Genomic DNA, 17,254 nt, shown 5'->3' with positions numbered 1-17,254 from the left:
CTTAGGAATTAATGGCTTGAGCGTGTTAATTTATGAGCAACTGGCGTATAAATTGTAAATTATTTGTACTAGCATAAACAAAGATTAAACGTGATGCGGCTGGTAACTCTGCTGGCCGACATCGGCTATTTGGGTAAAGTGGTAATGAGTAAACAATTCCAACATGTTTTAGTTACCCTACCCCATCCTCTGCTGCGCCTGGCCAGTTTAGGTCTGGTAGCATTTATCTTTACGCTATTCTCGCTGGAGCTGTCGCGTTTCGGTACCCAACTGGCACCGCTTTGGTTTCCAACCTCAATCATGATGGTGGCGTTTTACCGCCATGCAGGAAAAATGTGGCCCGGGATAGCGCTGGCTTGCTCATTCGGCAGCATCGGTGCGTCTTTGCTGTTTTTTCCTGGCGGTTCGCTTAACTATGCCTATACGACCATCAATATTATTGAAGCGGTCGCCGGCGCGATGTTATTGCGCAAACTGCTCCCCTGGTATAACCCCTTACAGAATCTGAATGACTGGGCGCGTTTGGCGTTAGGTAGCGCCGTCATACCCCCGCTGTTAGGTGGTGTGCTGATGTGGCTACTGCTCCCGGAGGGAACCTCGTTAAATACGTTTCTCATTTGGGTGCTTTCCGAATCCATCGGCGCGCTGGCGCTGGTGCCATTAGGTCTGTTATTCAAGCCTCATTATCTGCTGCGCCACCGCGATCCACGTTTACTGCTTGAGACCCTCATCACGTTGCTCGTCACCTTAACGTTCAGTTGGCTCTCCATGATGTACGTGCCGTGGCCGTTTACCTGCGTCATTGTTTTGCTGATGTGGAGCGCCGTCCGTTTGCCGCGTATGGAAGCATTTTTAATTTTCCTCAGCACCGTCATGATGGTCTCTCTGATGTTGGCTGCCAACCCATCGCTGCTCTACACGCCAAAAGCGAATGTGATGACAAGTATTCCGTGGCTGCCGTTTTTGATGATTCTGTTGCCAGCCAACATGATGACTATGGTGATGTACGCATTTCGGGCCGAGCGAAAACACATCTCTGAAAGCGAATCGCGTTTTCGTAATGCAATGGAATATTCCGCGATTGGCATGGCGCTGGTCGGTACCGAAGGGCAGTGGTTACAGGCAAATAAGGCGTTGTGTCAGTTTCTTGGCTACAGTCAGGAAGAGCTGAGAGCGCTGACCTTCCAGCAACTCACCTGGCCGGAAGATCTGAATAACGACCTCGAACAACTCGGCATGTTGGCCCGTGGTGAAATCAACAGCTACTCCATGGAAAAGCGCTACTACACGCGCGCGGGCGACGTCGTCTGGGCATTGCTGGCCGTTTCGCTGGTACGCCACAGCGACAACACCCCGCTCTACTTTATTGCGCAGGTTGAAGACATAAACGACCTGAAGCACACCGAGTGGATGAATAAGCGGCTGATGGAGCGCATTACCCTCGCCAACGAAGCGGGCGGTATCGGTATCTGGGAATGGGAACTGCAACCCGACGTGATCAGTTGGGATAAGCGCATGTTCGATCTCTATGAAGTCCCGCCACATATCAAACCCAGTTGGCAAGTCTGGTACGAGTGCGTCGTGCCGGAAGATCGCGAGCATGCTGAAAATGTGATTCGCGACTCTCTGGCCGCACGAATTCCCTTTAAGCTAGAATTTCGTATTGCAGTACGTGACGGAGTGCGACACATCCGCTCGTTGGCTAACCGGGTACTAAATAAAGACGGAGAAGTTGAACGCTTACTCGGCATCAATTTGGATATGACCGAGGTGAAGCAACTCAACGAAGCGTTGTACCAGGAAAAAGAGCGCCTGCACATCACGCTGGACTCAATCGGCGAAGCGGTGATTTGTATTGATGTCGACATGAACGTGACCTTTATGAACCCGGTGGCCGAGAAGATGAGCGGCTGGCAGCAGGACGACGCGATAGGTATTCCGTTACTGACAGTGCTGCGTATTACCTTTGGCGATAACGGCCCATTGATGGAAAACATCTACAGTGCCGATATGTCGCGTACTGCCATAGAGCAGGAGGTGGTTCTGCATTGCCGTAACGGCAGCAGTTACGACATTCAGTACAGCATTACGCCACTCAGTACCCTTGACGGCGGCAGCATTGGCTCCGTGCTGGTCATTCAGGATGTCACCGAGTCACGTAAGATGTTACGCCAACTGAGCTACAGCGCGTCGCATGATGACCTCACCCATCTTGCTAACCGGGTCAGCTTCGAGAACCATCTGAAACAATTACTACAAGCCGTACACGATACGCATCAACGCCATGTTCTGGTCTTTATCGATCTGGATAGGTTTAAAGCCGTGAACGATAGCGCGGGCCATGCCGCTGGCGATGCCCTGCTGCGCGAACTGGCTTCTCTGATGCTCAGCATGCTGCGTACCAGCGATGTACTGGCACGTCTCGGTGGCGATGAATTCGGTCTGTTGCTGCCTGATTGCAACATCGAAAGCGCTCGCTTTATCTCAGGCCGTATTATCAGCGCCATCAACGAGTATCAGTTCAGATGGGAAGGCCGTCTGCACCACATAGGCGCCAGTGCGGGTATTACGCTGATCGATGAGAAAAATAATGTCGCGACTGAGGTCATGTCTCAGGCAGATATCGCCTGCTATGCCGCCAAAAACAGCGGACGTGGCCGGGTCTGCGTGTATGAGCCTCAGCAAAGTCAGACGCACACCTCACGGGAACTGCTGTCGTTTGATGAACAGAAACACATTATTGCGCACAACCCGATGCTCATGATCGCCCGGGGTGTGGCCTCTCCACGCATTCCTGAGACATTCAGCTTCTGGCTCCTCTCACTGCGCCTGGGAACAGAGGACGGTGATGTTATCGAAGAGCATATCTTCCGTACCGGACTCGTTGACCCTGCGCTTAATCATGCACTTGACCGCCGGGTTTTTAACGAATTTTTCCAGCATGCTGCGACGGCGATTGCCAGTAAGGGGCTCAGTATTGCCCTTCCCCTTTCTGCCGCTGGGCTGTTGAGTACCGAACTTGTGGATGAACTGCTGGCGCAGTTACAACGTAGTCCGCTACCACCTCGCTTATTACACCTGACCATTCCAGCCGGAGTGATGAAATCGCATCCAGCTCAGAGCCTATCGGCCATTCAGCGGCTTCGTCACGCGGGTTGTCGGATTATTTTAAGCCAGGTTGGACGCGACTTAGAGATCGTTGAAAATCTGAAATTTCACACCGTCGATTACCTGTTACTCGACAGTGAGATCAGTGCCAGTGTTCACGGCAACCTGATGGATGAAATGTGGGTTTCTATTATCCAGGGCCATGCACAGCGACTGGATATCAAAACGATCGCCGGCCCCGTGCAAATGCCGCTTATTATGGACGCACTTTCTGGTATCGGTATTGATATGATCTACGGCGACATCATTGCTGATGCTCAGCCGTTGGATCTGCTACTCAATACCAGCAACTTCGCTATCAACTGACGGCTGCCACCCTTCCGTATACCAGATATGCAATAACGCATAGGAGCGCCACGGCTTCCAGCGCTCGGCATAACGCCGGATCTGGGCTGGTGTCATGCCCGGAAAGCGTTGTTTGATCAAATAATCGTCAGGAAGAAAAACATCTTTCGCCTGCCAACCGCGTAGAGCGAAATAATTGGCAGTCCAGCGGCCTATACCGGGAAACGTTTGTAAGTGCTTTACGCCTTGCTCAATATCAGCTGGTGCAACCAATGCAAGCCTTCCGGTAAGCGTTGCTCGTGCCAGATGAATGAGCGCTTCGGCGCGTTTGAGCGGCATCCCTAAGGCTTTCAGATGCAAAGGCTCAGCAGCAGCCAGCGCTTGTGGTGTGGGAAAACACACATACTCAGGCGCCTCATCAAGCCTGTCACCGTAGGCGTGTACAACTTTCGCGGTCAGTTTTGCCGCCATGGCAACGCTCACTAACTGGCCTAATATCGCCCTCACACCTTGCTCAAAAGCATCGACAGAGCCAGGCAGTCGTAGGCCAGGACGCGCTGCGCCCAGACTGCCCAGTGCGTTAGCAATATGCTGTGGGCAGCAGCCAAGATCGAATAACCGCTCAATTTTGGCCAGGCATTCTGGCGCAACGGGCTGTAGCCCCGGACTTAGCCTGACCTGAAGCTGGTTTGTCTTCAGGTCAGGCATCACGCTCACCAGCCCGCGATACTCACCGATTGCCAGGCTCCTGGCGTAATGCAGCTCCCCGACGGTTTCGACGCCCTCCACCGCACGGGCGGCAAGAAACCCTAGCATCCAGGACCAGTCATAGGGCGGCTGCCAGCTCAGTGTTAACATTCAGGTGTCCTTTTTAGTTAAACCTACAGCATAAACGGTATTCAATCGATACGCCTTGCTTTCATATTCCAGTTGTCGGGGCGGCAACATTTCGCTAAAGTCACGCCCCTTCTTCACTGGCATGGGGATTTCTACGGTGTTTATTGGTTTTGACTACGGTACGGCAAACTGTTCAGTAGCCGTAATGCGTGACGGGCAGCCACACTTGCTCAAAATGGAAAATAACAGCACATTACTGCCCTCAATGCTTTGTGCGCCTACGCGTGAAGCGGTGAGCGAATGGTTGTATCGCCATCATGATGTCCCTACGACGGATGCCGAAACACAGGCGCTACTGAGTCGTGCGATGCGTTATAACCGTGATGAAGACATCGATGTTAGCGCCAATAGCGTGCAGTTTGGTCTGGCGTCACTGGCGCAATACATTGACGACCCGGAAGAGGTTTACTTTGTTAAATCGCCAAAATCATTCCTGGGTGCCAGCGGCCTGAAGCCGCAGCAGGTTGCGCTGTTTGAAGATCTGGTCTGCGCGATGATGCTGCATATTCGCAATCAGGCGCAAAACCAGCTACCTGAAGCCATCACCCAGGCCGTTATCGGTCGCCCGATCAACTTCCAGGGGTTAGGCGGTGATGATGCCAACGCCCAGGCGCAGGGTATCCTTGCGCGTGCTGCAAAGCGTGCTGGTTTTCAGGATGTGGTTTTTCAGTACGAGCCGGTAGCCGCGGGTCTGGATTTTGAAGCAACCTTGCAGGAAGAAAAACGCGTACTGGTGGTGGACATCGGCGGTGGTACCACTGACTGTTCGCTACTGCTAATGGGACCGCAATGGCATCAGCGCGCCGATCGCGAAAACAGCCTGCTGGGACACAGCGGTTGCCGCGTGGGCGGTAACGATCTGGATATTGCGCTGGCCTTTAAACATCTGATGCCACTGCTGGGTATGGGCGGCGAAACGGAAAAAGGCATCGCATTGCCGATTTTACCCTGGTGGAACGCGGTCGCGATCAACGATGTTCCGGCACAAAGTGATTTCTACAGCGCCGCCAACGGACGTTTACTCAACGATCTGATCCGCGATGCACGTGAAGCAGATAAAGTGGCGCTGCTGCTTAAAGTCTGGCGTGAACGCCTGAGTTATCGCCTGGTTCGCAGCGCAGAAGAGAGCAAAATTGCGCTTTCTGACCAGACAAACGTTACCGCGGCACTGCCGTTTATCAGCGATGCGCTGGCCACCGCTATCAGCCAGCAAGGACTGGAAGCGGCGTTAAACCAACCGCTGGCACGTATTCTCGAACAGGTTCAGTTAGCGCTGGATAACGCGCAGGAAAAACCGGATGTCATTTATCTGACCGGCGGTAGCGCCCGTTCACCGCTTATAAAAAAAGCCCTTGCTGAACAGCTTCCGGGGATCCCTATCGCCGGTGGCGATGACTTTGGCTCTGTCACCGCAGGGCTGGCTCGCTGGGCGGAAGTGGTTTTCCGCTAAGTCGCTCGCAGGCTGAAAAACGTGCATATTGACATCATCGTTACTGTGGATTACTTTCAGGAGTGAGGGTTAGGGAGGTTTTACCCTCCCCCTGGTGTCTTAGTAAGCCGAGAAGCTAATGACTAAGAGTATCACCAGTATGATGACCTGCTTCATCATAACCCTTTCCTTTTTTTGGCCCCTTCCTCGGGAGGGGTTTTCCCGTTCCAGCGTCCCGCTGAAATCTCTGGCTTGCCTCCTTATTGCCTTGACCACACTCTGGCACACTATTTCGCATTGGTGATTTTCGCTGCTGATTGTTGCGTAATGCCTCGCAAAGCCGCGCCGTCATTCAGACGAATCCCTACAGTGTTTCATAATTCCTCCATTTTTCTCCCTTGTTCACTGGCTAAACTAGTATCATTCCGCGAAACGTTTCAGGATGAGAAACTCATAACAATGAAAGGCCGTAACAAATCCCGCTGGGTGATAGTAATCGTGATCGTCGTGGCCGCCATCGCCGCCTTCTGGTTCTGGCAAAGTCGCAGCGAACCCCAGGGAACAGCCCCCGGCGCAACCCGTCAGACACAACCCGCTCCGGCAACGGGACGGCGAGGAATGCGTTCCGGTCCGTTGGCTCCGGTTCAGGCGGCCACGGCAGTCGAACAAGCGGTTCCACGCTATCTGACCGGGCTGGGTACCATTACTGCCGCGAACACCGCGACGGTGCGCAGTCGCGTGGACGGCCAACTCATCGCCATACACTTTCAGGAAGGGCAACAGGTGAAAGCCGGCGATCTGCTGGCCGAGATCGACCCGAGCCAGTTTAACGTTGCGTTGGCGCAGGCGCAGGGACAGTTAGCGAAAGATAAAGCCACGCTAGCCAATGCGCGTCGCGACCTCGCCCGCTATCAGCAATTGGTCAAAACGAATCTGGTCTCTCGTCAGGAACTGGATGCGCAACAGGCGCTGGTCAACGAAACACAAGGGACGATAAAAGCCGATGAAGCCAGCGTCGCCAGCGCGCAATTGCAACTCGACTGGAGCCGGATAACGGCTCCAGTTGATGGTCGGGTAGGTCTGAAGCTTGTGGATGTGGGTAACCAGATATCCAGCAGCGATACCACCGGGATTGTCGTCATTACACAAACCCATCCTATTGATCTGGTTTTCACTCTGCCAGAGAACGATATCGCGACCGTCGTACAGGCACAGAAATCGGGGACGCCACTGAAAGTTGAGGCCTGGGACCGTACCAACTCGCAAAAACTGAGCGAAGGCGTGCTGCAGAGCCTCGACAACCAGATTGACGCCACCACCGGCACCATCAAAGCAAAGGCCCGCTTTAACAACCAGGACGATGCCTTGTTCCCGAATCAGTTTGTTAACGCTCGCATGCTCGTCGATACGGAACAAAATGCCGTCGTGATCCCGACTGCCGCACTACAAATGGGTAACGAAGGCCACTTTGTCTGGGTGCTGAACAGCGACAACAAAGTCAGCAAACATCTGGTTAAACCGGGAATTCAGGACAGTCAGAACGTCGTTATCTCCGCCGGGCTGTCCGCGGGCGATCGCGTCGTCACCGACGGGATTGATCGTCTGACGGAAGGGGCTAAAGTCGAGGTCGTGGAGGCTCACGCCGCCACCGCTAGCGACGACAAAGCCGCACCGCGCGGCTATGGCAAAAAAGGAGCGAGCTCCTGATGCAGGTGTTACCTCCCGGCAATACAGGCGGCCCGTCCCGCCTGTTTATTCTGCGCCCCGTCGCCACCACGTTGCTGATGGTCGCGATTCTGCTTGCCGGTATCATCGGCTACCGTTTTCTGCCCATTGCGGCATTACCGGAAGTGGATTACCCCACCATTCAGGTCATAACGCTCTATCCCGGAGCCAGCCCGGATGTCATGACGTCTGCGGTTACCGCTCCACTTGAACGCCAGTTCGGGCAGATGTCCGGCCTGAAACAAATGTCCTCCCAAAGTTCCGGTGGTGCATCGGTCGTCACGTTGCAGTTTCAACTGACCCTGCCACTGGATGTTGCCGAGCAGGAAGTTCAGGCCGCCATCAATGCCGCCACCAATTTATTACCGAGCGATCTGCCTAACCCACCGGTCTACAGCAAAGTTAATCCAGCGGATCCGCCGATCATGACGCTGGCCGTCACCTCGACCGCCATGCCGATGACGCAGGTGGAAGATATGGTGGAAACCCGCGTCGCACAGAAAATCTCCCAGGTTTCTGGTGTTGGCCTGGTGACACTTTCTGGCGGCCAGCGTCCGGCGGTCCGCGTGAAGCTTAATGCCCAAGCGATTGCAGCGCTCGGTCTGACCAGCGAAACCATCCGTACGGCGATTACCGGTGCCAACGTCAATTCCGCCAAAGGGAGTCTTGATGGGCCAACGCGCGCCGTTACACTTTCCGCTAATGACCAGATGCAGTCTGCCGATGAGTATCGCCAGTTAATCGTTGCCTATAAAAATGGTGCACCGGTACGACTTGGTGATGTCGCCACCGTCGAACAAGGTGCAGAAAACAGCTGGCTTGGGGCATGGGCCAACAAACAACAAGCCATCGTGATGAACGTACAGCGTCAGCCTGGCGCAAATATTATCGCCACGGCGGACAGTATTCGGCAAATGCTGCCGCAACTGACGGAAAGCCTGCCGAAATCGGTGAAGGTAACTGTACTTTCGGATCGTACGACCAATATTCGCGCTTCCGTTGCCGACACTCAGTTCGAACTGATGCTGGCGATTGCGTTGGTCGTCATGATTATCTACCTGTTTCTGCGCAATATTCCTGCCACCATCATTCCTGCGGTTGCCGTTCCGCTATCGCTGATCGGGACCTTCGCTGTAATGGTCTTTCTTGATTTCTCCATCAACAACCTGACATTGATGGCGCTGACCATCGCCACGGGTTTTGTGGTGGATGATGCCATTGTGGTTATCGAGAATATTTCGCGCTATATCGAAAAAGGGGAAAAACCACTGACCGCAGCCCTGAAAGGTGCAGGCGAGATTGGTTTTACCATCATCTCCCTGACGTTTTCATTGATTGCAGTATTGATCCCACTGCTATTCATGGGCGATATCGTCGGGCGCTTGTTCCGCGAATTCGCCGTTACGCTGGCGGTGGCGATTCTGATTTCTGCCGTCGTATCGCTCACCCTTACGCCGATGATGTGTGCGCGCATGCTCAGTCAGGCGTCATTGCGTAAACAAAACCGCTTCTCCCGCGCCTCAGAAAAAATGTTCGATCGGGTGATTGCCGGATACGGACACTGGCTGGCAAAAGTACTTAACCACCCGTGGTTAACGCTTAGCGTAGCCCTCGGTACGTTGGCGCTGAGCGTCATGCTGTGGGTGTTTATCCCAAAAGGCTTCTTCCCAATTCAGGATAACGGCATTATTCAGGGTACGCTGCAGGCTCCGCAATCCAGTTCATTTGCCAGCATGGCCCAGCGTCAACGCCAGGTTTCTGATGTGATCCTCCAAGATCCCGCGGTAGAAAGCCTGACGGCCTTTGTGGGCGTTGACGGCACTAACCCCGCGCTGAACAGTGCGCGTCTGCAAATTAATCTTAAACCGTTGGATGAACGCGACGATCGCGTACAGAAAGTGATCGCCCGATTACAGGATGAGGTAGACAGAGTCCCTGGCGTTGACCTTTATCTACAGCCCACGCAGGATCTGACGATTGATACCCAGGTCAGCCGAACGCAATACCAGTTTACGTTACAAGCTAACTCTCTTGACGCCCTCAGCACGTGGGTCCCACAGCTGCTTGAAAAACTGCAGCAGTTACCACAATTGTCTGATGTTAGCAGCGACTGGCAGGATCAAGGGTTGGTCGCGTATGTGAACGTCAATCGTGACAGCGCCAGCCGTTTAGGGATCAGTATGGCGGATGTCGATAACGCCCTGTATAACGCCTTCGGACAGCGTTTGATTTCGACTATCTACACGCAGGCGAACCAGTATCGCGTGGTGTTAGAGCATAACACTGACAGCACACCGGGACTTGCAGCGCTGGATACCATTCGTCTGACCAGTAGCGATGGCGGAATCGTACCGCTCAGCGCCATCGCCAGCATTGAGCAGCGTTTTGCCCCGCTATCGATTAACCATCTCGATCAATTCCCGGTAACGACTATCTCGTTCAATGTGCCAGATAATCAGTCGTTGGGCGATGCGGTACAGGCGATTCAGGATGCCGAAAAAACACTTAACCTGCCCGCAAATATCACCACTCAGTTCCAGGGCAGTACGCTGGCCTTCCAGGCTGCCCTGGGCAACACTATCTGGCTGATTGTGGCGGCAGTGGTCGCGATGTATATCGTGCTCGGCGTATTGTACGAAAGCTTTATTCACCCGATTACGATTCTCTCTACGCTTCCCACTGCGGGTGTCGGGGCGTTGCTGGCGCTCATGATTGCCGGCAGCGAACTGGACGTGATCGCGATCATCGGCATTATTTTGCTCATCGGGATCGTGAAGAAAAACGCCATCATGATGATTGACTTTGCCCTTGCCGCGGAACGTGAGCAGGGAATGTCACCGCGCGATGCCATTTTCCAGGCCTGTCTGCTGCGTTTTCGCCCTATCCTGATGACCACGCTGGCAGCGCTACTGGGGGCGTTGCCACTGATGCTAAGCACCGGTGTAGGTGCAGAGTTACGCCGTCCATTAGGTATTGGCATGGTTGGCGGTTTGCTGGTCAGCCAGGTCCTGACGTTGTTTACCACACCGGTGATTTACCTGCTGTTTGACCGACTGTCGCTGTATGTGAAAAACCGCTTCCCGCGTCAGCGAGAGGACGCGTAAATGAAATTTTTCGCTCTCTTCATACACCGTCCGGTGGCGACCATTCTTATTTCCGTCGCCATTACCCTGTGCGGCATACTGGGCTTTCGTCTGTTGCCAGTGGCCCCCCTGCCGCAGGTTGATTTTCCGGTAATCATGGTCAGTGCATCACTACCGGGAGCATCACCAGAAACAATGGCGTCATCTGTAGCAACCCCACTGGAACGCTCGCTTGGGCGGATCGCGGGCGTAAATGAGATGACATCAAGCAGCTCGCTTGGTAGCACGCGCATTATTCTCGAATTTAAATTTGACCGCGACATCAACGGTGCAGCACGGGACGTACAGGCCGCCATTAACGCGGCGCAAAGCCTGCTGCCCAGCGGGATGCCCAGCCGCCCAACGTATCGGAAGGCCAACCCTTCAGATGCCCCGATCATGATCCTGACGCTGACATCGGACACGTACTCGCAAGGTGAATTATACGATTTCGCCTCGACGCAACTGGCGCAGACCATCGCACAAATCAACGGCGTCGGTGATGTGGATGTCGGAGGAAGCTCTCTTCCCGCCGTGCGCGTGGGGCTTAATCCGCAGGCGCTGTTTAACCAAGGGGTATCGCTGGATGCGGTGCGTAGCGCTATCGATAACGCCAACGTGCGCAAACCGCAGGGCGCTATCGAAGATGAAACCCATCGCTGGCAGGTACAAACCAACGATGAGCTAAAAACCGCGGCGGAATATAAGCCAGTTATCATCCACTATAACAACGGCGCAGCTGTGCGACTGGGGGATGTTGCATCTGTCAGTGATTCAGTGCAGGACGTACGCAATGCGGGGATGACCAATGCCAAACCGGCCATTCTGCTGATGATCCGCAAACTGCCAGAAGCCAATATTATTCAGACGGTCGACAGCATTCGCGCCAAATTACCGGAGCTACAAACGATGGTCCCGGCCGCTATCGATCTGCAAATCGCCCAGGATCGTTCACCCACTATCCGCGCCTCGTTGGCTGAAGTAGAGCAAACGCTGATTATCTCCGTGGCGTTGGTTATCCTGGTGGTATTTGTCTTCCTGCGCTCCGGGCGTGCCACCCTGATCCCCGCCGTTGCGGTTCCGGTCTCGCTGATTGGTACGTTTGCCGCGATGTATCTGTGTGGATTTAGCCTCAACAACCTGTCGTTGATGGCGCTAACCATCGCGACGGGTTTTGTCGTCGATGATGCCATTGTGGTACTGGAGAACATTGCGCGCCATCTCGAAGCGGGAATGAAACCGTTACAGGCGGCGCTACAAGGCACGCGCGAGGTGGGTTTCACCGTTCTCTCCATGAGCCTGTCGCTGGTGGCGGTGTTTCTGCCACTGCTGTTAATGGGCGGGCTGCCAGGCCGTCTGTTACGCGAGTTTGCCGTCACCCTGTCGGTGGCTATCGGTATTTCACTGCTGGTATCGCTGACGTTGACGCCGATGATGTGCGGCTGGATGCTCAAATCCAGCACGCCACGCGAACAATCGCGTAAGCGGGGATTTGGCCGTGTACTGGTGGCATTACAGCAAAGCTACGCCACGTCGCTGAAGTGGGTGCTACGCCACACACGCATGGTGGGCGTGGTGCTACTCGCAACCATTGCCCTGAACGTCTGGCTCTATATTTCAATCCCCAAAACCTTCTTCCCGGAGCAGGATACCGGCGTACTCATGGGCGGGATCCAGGCCGATCAGAGCATTTCGTTTCAGGCGATGCGGGGCAAACTGCAGGACTTTATGAAGATCATCCGCGACGATCCTGCGGTGAATAACGTCACCGGGTTTACCGGCGGCTCACGCGTCAACAGCGGAATGATGTTTATCACCCTGAAGCCTCGTGGCGAACGTCACGAAACGGCGCAACAGGTGATCGACCGCCTGCGTGTGAAGCTTGCCAAAGAACCCGGCGCAAACCTGTTTCTGATGGCGGTGCAGGATATTCGCGTCGGCGGTCGTCAGGCTAATGCCAGCTACCAATACACTCTGTTGTCAGATGACCTCGCCGCACTACGCGAATGGGAACCGAAAATTCGTAAGGCGCTGGCCGCCCTGCCCCAGCTGGCGGACGTTAACTCCGATCAGCAGGACAACGGCGCAGAAATGAATCTGACCTACGATCGTGACACCATGTCACGTCTGGGAATCGACGTTGAAGCTGCCAACAGCCTGCTGAATAACGCCTTTGGTCAGCGACAAATTTCAACCATCTATCAGCCGATGAACCAGTACAAAGTGGTGATGGAAGTCGACCCACGCTACACCCAGGATATCAGCGCCCTGGACAAAATGTTCGTCATCAACAGCGATGGCAAAGCAATACCGTTGTCGTACTTTGCCAAATGGCAACCGGCAAATGCGCCGCTATCGGTGAATCACCAGGGGTTGTCTGCCGCCTCAACCGTATCATTTAACCTGCCGACCGGTTCTTCACTTTCTGAAGCAACGGAGGCCATCAACCGAACCATGACCCAGCTTGGAGTACCGTCAACGGTACGTGGTAGCTTTGCGGGTACCGCGCAGGTATTTCAGGACACCATGAACTCACAGGTGATCCTGATTATCGCCGCCATCGCCACCGTCTATATCGTGCTGGGTATGCTGTATGAAAGCTATGTTCACCCGCTGACTATTCTCTCCACGCTGCCTTCTGCCGGCGTTGGGGCCTTACTGGCGCTGGAGCTGTTCAATGCCCCGTTCAGCCTAATCGCCCTGATAGGGATCATGCTATTAATTGGCATTGTGAAGAAAAACGCCATCATGATGGTCGATTTTGCGCTGGAAGCGCAGAGAAATGGCAAGCTGCAGCCGGAAGAAGCGATTTTCCAGGCCTGCCTGCTGCGCTTTCGCCCAATAATGATGACCACGCTGGCGGCCCTGTTTGGTGCGCTGCCGCTGGTATTATCCGCAGGTGACGGCTCTGAACTGCGTCAACCATTGGGGATAACCATTGTTGGCGGGCTGGTTGTCAGTCAGCTACTGACGCTGTACACCACTCCGGTGGTCTATCTCTTTTTCGACCGTCTGCGTCTGCGTTTTTCGCGTAAAAACAGCAAACCGGTAGCAGAGTTATGACAGAACTTCCCGACAGCACCCGCTGGCAGCTTTGGATTGTGGCATTTGGCTTTTTTATGCAATCGCTGGATACCACCATCGTCAACACCGCGCTTCCCTCGATGGCCAAAAGCCTCGGGGAAAGCCCACTGCATATGCACATGGTCATTGTGTCGTATGTACTTACCGTCGCCGTAATGCTCCCTGCCAGCGGTTGGCTGGCCGATAAAATCGGTGTGCGCAATATATTCTTCACCGCGATCATTCTGTTTACGCTGGGATCGCTATTTTGCGCCTGGTCCGGAACGCTGAATGAACTGGTAATGGCTCGCGTGTTACAAGGTGTAGGCGGCGCGATGATGGTGCCCGTCGGCAGGTTGACGGTGATGAAAATCGTCCCACGCGAGCAATACATGGCGGCAATGACATTCGTCACCTTGCCCGGTCAGATTGGTCCTCTTCTGGGCCCGGCATTAGGTGGTATCCTGGTGGAATATGCCTCCTGGCACTGGATATTTCTGATTAACATTCCGGTTGGCATTGTCGGGGCAATAGCGACGTTAATGCTGATGCCCAACTACACCATGCAAACTCGCCGTTTCGATCTTTCTGGATTCATGATGCTGGCTGTCGGCATGGCGGTACTCACGTTAGCGCTCGATGGTAGTAAGGGAACCGGCATTTCCCACATCACGCTGGCAGCGCTGGTTATCTGTGGCGTACTGGCGATCCTGCTGTATCTGAAACATGCCCACAACAACCCTCGTGCGCTGTTTAGCCTGCATCTGTTTCGTACACACACCTTCTCGTTAGGGCTGTTCGGCAGCTTTGCCGGGCGGATTGGTAGCGGGATGTTACCGTTCATGACCCCGGTATTCCTGCAGATTGGATTGGGCTTTTCGCCATTTCATGCCGGATTGATGATGATCCCGATGGTGCTGGGCAGTATGGGAATGAAACGCATCGTGGTCCAGGTCGTCAACCGGTTTGGGTACCGTCGCGTACTGGTCACCACCACGCTTGGCCTGTCGATAGTCAGCCTGTTGCTGATGAGCACCGCGTTACTCGGTTGGTATTACGCCCTGCCGTTCATACTGTTCTTACAGGGGATGGTCAATTCTACCCGCTTCTCCTCAATGAACACGCTGACGCTAAAAGACCTGCCGGATGACCTCGCGAGCAGCGGCAACAGCCTGCTGTCAATGATCATGCAACTGTCGATGAGTATCGGGGTAACCATCGCCGGTCTGTTGTTAGGCATGTTCGGACAGCAGCATATCGCCATCGACAGCGCGTCTACGCATACCGTCTTTATGTATACCTGGTTGTGCATTGCGTTCCTTATCGCACTGCCCGCCCTCATTTTTGCCCGCGTGCCGAACGACACGCAGACCAACGCGGTGATTTCACGGCGCAAAAGGAGCACCTGATGAAGTTCTGGCGGCCCGGTATCACCGGCAAACTCTTTCTGGCTATTTTCGCCACCTGCATTGTGCTGCTGATCAGTATGCACTGGGCCGTGCGCATTAGCTTCGAACGCGGTTTTATTGACTACATCAAACACGGTAACGAACAACGCCTGCAAATGCTCAGCGATGCGTTAAGCGAGCAGTACGAGCAGCACGGCAACTGGCGATTCTTACGCAATAACGATCGTTTTGTTTTCCAGATCCTGCGCTCTTTTGAACACGACAATGACGATGATAAACCGGGACCCGGCATGCCGCCGCACGGCTGGCGTACGCAATTTTGGGTGGTCGATCAAAGTGCCCGTGTGCTGGTCGGCCCGCGCGGCCCAGTTCCTCGTGACGGCATGCGCCATCCCATACGCGTTAACGGTAGCGAAGTGGGCGCCGTGATCGCCTCCCCCGTAGAACGGCTGACGCGGAATACGGATATCAATTTCGACATGCAGCAAAGACGATCCAGTTGGCTTATTGTGGCGCTCTCCACGATCCTTGCCGCGCTGGCGACGTTTACGCTGGCGCGCAGCCTGCTCGCCCCGGTTAAGCGGTTGGTGGAAGGCACACACAAACTGGCGGCCGGCGATTTTACCACCCGCGTGGTTCCCACCAGTACCGATGAACTGGGTAAACTGGCGCAGGATTTCAACCAGCTCGCCAGTACGCTGGAAAAAAACCAGCAGATGCGCCGGGACTTTATGGCTGATATCTCTCACGAACTGCGCACGCCGCTGGCTGTTTTGCGCGGCGAACTCGAAGCCATTCAGGATGGTGTCCGCCAGTTCACGCCCGACTCCGTTGCCTCTTTGCAGGCTGAAGTGGGTACGCTCACCAAACTGGTAGACGATCTCCACCAGCTTTCTATGTCTGATGAAGGGGCGCTGGCCTACCAGAAAACCTCGCTGGACCTGATCCCTCTGCTGGAAGTGGCGAGCGGCGCGTTTCGCGAACGCTTCGCCAGCCGTGGACTGACGATCCAACTTTCACTCCCGGACAGCATGACGGTCTTTGGCGACAGGGATCGCCTGATGCAACTGTTTAACAATCTACTGGAAAACAGCCTGCGCTACACCGACAGCGGTGGCGGTCTGCATATCAGCGCCGAACAGCGCGAACGGATGGTGTTATTAACCTTCGCCGATTCCGCCCCCGGCGTTAGCGACGAACAGCTACAGAAACTGTTTGAACGTTTTTATCGCACCGAAGGGTCCCGTAACCGGGCCAGCGGAGGGTCCGGGCTGGGGCTGGCGATTTGCGTCAACATTGTCCAGGCGCATAATGGTCTGATCCGCGCCGCCCATTCGCCTTTTGGCGGGGTTAGCATTACAGTAGAGTTACCGCTGGAACGCGACTTACAGAGAGATGTATGACTGAGTTACCCATTGATGAAAACACGCCGCGTATTCTGATCGTGGAAGACGAACCCAAGCTGGGGCAACTGCTCATCGACTACCTGCGTGCGGCAAGCTATGCCCCTACGCTCATCAACCACGGCGATCAGGTGTTGCCTTACGTACGCCAGACGCCGCCCGATCTGATCTTGTTAGATCTGATGTTGCCAGGTACCGACGGTCTGACTTTGTGTCGGGAAATTCGTCGTTTCTCTGACGTCCCGATTATGATGGTGACCGCCAAAATCGAAGAGATTGACCGCCTGCTGGGGCTGGAGATCGGTGCAGATGACTACATTTGTAAACCGTACAGCCCGCGGGAAGTCGTCGCACGAGTGAAAACGATCCTGCGCCGGTGTAAGCCACAGCGCGAGTTGCAACAGATGGATGCAGAAAGTCCGCTGATCGTCGATGAAGGCCGTTTTCAGGCATCGTGGCGTGGAAAAATGCTCGACCTGACGCCCGCTGAATTTCGCTTACTCAAAACGCTATCGCATGAACCGGGAAAAGTGTTCTCCCGCGAGCAATTGCTCAACCATCTCTACGATGACTACCGCGTCGTTACCGACCGCACCATCGACAGCCATATCAAGAACCTGCGCCGCAAACTGGAATCGCTGGATGCAGAGCAGTCGTTTATCCGCGCGGTCTATGGCGTAGGATATCGCTGGGAAGCCGATGCCTGCCGGATTGCTTAATCTGCCAAAAGTCAATCAAGGCCGGGTAAGGCAA

Annotated in this window: 10 protein-coding genes; 8 read left to right on the top strand and 2 right to left on the bottom strand. The window is 54.6% G+C overall.

Annotation, left to right across the window (positions count from 1 at the left end; genetic code table 11):
- Positions 1-144: 144 nt before the first annotated feature.
- Entirely contained in the window at positions 145-3,474 is a 3,330-nt protein-coding gene (locus FDX19_RS07550; RefSeq protein ID WP_137382275.1) for a diguanylate cyclase, read from the top strand.
- Here FDX19_RS07550 and alkA read toward each other — a convergent pair.
- Positions 3,442-4,311, bottom strand: coding sequence for a DNA-3-methyladenine glycosylase 2 (gene alkA / locus FDX19_RS07545; protein WP_137382244.1), 870 nt, complete (start codon positions 4,309-4,311; stop codon positions 3,442-3,444). The genes FDX19_RS07550 and alkA overlap by 33 nt on opposite strands.
- Positions 4,312-4,447: 136 nt before the next feature.
- On the opposite strand from alkA, the gene yegD reads away from it, so the two are divergent.
- Positions 4,448-5,800, top strand: coding sequence for a molecular chaperone (gene yegD / locus FDX19_RS07540; RefSeq protein ID WP_137382243.1), 1,353 nt, complete (start codon positions 4,448-4,450; stop codon positions 5,798-5,800).
- A gap of 99 nt (positions 5,801-5,899) precedes the next feature.
- Here the strand turns inward: yegD and FDX19_RS25275 are convergent, their stop codons facing one another.
- The gene (locus tag FDX19_RS25275) at positions 5,900-5,959 is read right to left on the bottom strand and encodes a type I toxin-antitoxin system Ibs family toxin (RefSeq protein ID WP_137378378.1); all 60 of its coding nucleotides are present in this window, start codon (positions 5,957-5,959) and stop codon (positions 5,900-5,902) included.
- Between the two features lie 279 nt (positions 5,960-6,238).
- Here FDX19_RS25275 and FDX19_RS07530 point away from each other — a divergent pair, with 279 nt between their 5' ends.
- From FDX19_RS07530 to baeR, 6 genes are read left to right on the top strand one after another with little or no spacing between them, the layout of a single operon-like run.
- Entirely contained in the window at positions 6,239-7,486 is a 1,248-nt protein-coding gene (locus FDX19_RS07530) for an MdtA/MuxA family multidrug efflux RND transporter periplasmic adaptor subunit (protein ID WP_137382241.1), read from the top strand.
- Positions 7,486-10,608 (top strand): MdtB/MuxB family multidrug efflux RND transporter permease subunit, encoded by a 3,123-nt coding sequence (locus FDX19_RS07525; protein ID WP_137382240.1) that lies wholly within the window; start codon positions 7,486-7,488, stop codon positions 10,606-10,608. The genes FDX19_RS07530 and FDX19_RS07525 overlap by 1 nt, the downstream gene beginning before the upstream one ends.
- Entirely contained in the window at positions 10,609-13,689 is a 3,081-nt protein-coding gene (gene mdtC / locus FDX19_RS07520) for a multidrug efflux RND transporter permease subunit MdtC (protein WP_137382239.1), read from the top strand. It abuts the gene before it with no gap.
- Complete coding sequence (locus tag FDX19_RS07515; RefSeq protein WP_137382238.1) at positions 13,686-15,098, top strand: MFS transporter; 1,413 nt, start codon at positions 13,686-13,688, stop codon at positions 15,096-15,098. The genes mdtC and FDX19_RS07515 overlap by 4 nt, the downstream gene beginning before the upstream one ends.
- Positions 15,098-16,501 (top strand): two-component system sensor histidine kinase BaeS, encoded by a 1,404-nt coding sequence (gene baeS, locus FDX19_RS07510; protein ID WP_137382237.1) that lies wholly within the window; start codon positions 15,098-15,100, stop codon positions 16,499-16,501. Before FDX19_RS07515 ends, baeS begins: the two co-directional genes overlap by 1 nt.
- The gene (baeR, locus tag FDX19_RS07505; protein ID WP_137382236.1) at positions 16,498-17,220 is read left to right on the top strand and encodes a two-component system response regulator BaeR; all 723 of its coding nucleotides are present in this window, start codon (positions 16,498-16,500) and stop codon (positions 17,218-17,220) included. The genes baeS and baeR overlap by 4 nt, the downstream gene beginning before the upstream one ends.
- The last annotated feature ends 34 nt before the right edge of the window (positions 17,221-17,254 follow it).

Source organism: Citrobacter sp. wls619, assembly GCF_005281345.1.
In the GTDB taxonomy this organism is placed as follows: domain Bacteria; phylum Pseudomonadota; class Gammaproteobacteria; order Enterobacterales; family Enterobacteriaceae; genus Citrobacter.
The sequence above is the reverse complement of the archived record's forward strand: the minus strand, read 5'-3'. Positions and strand labels throughout refer to the sequence as shown.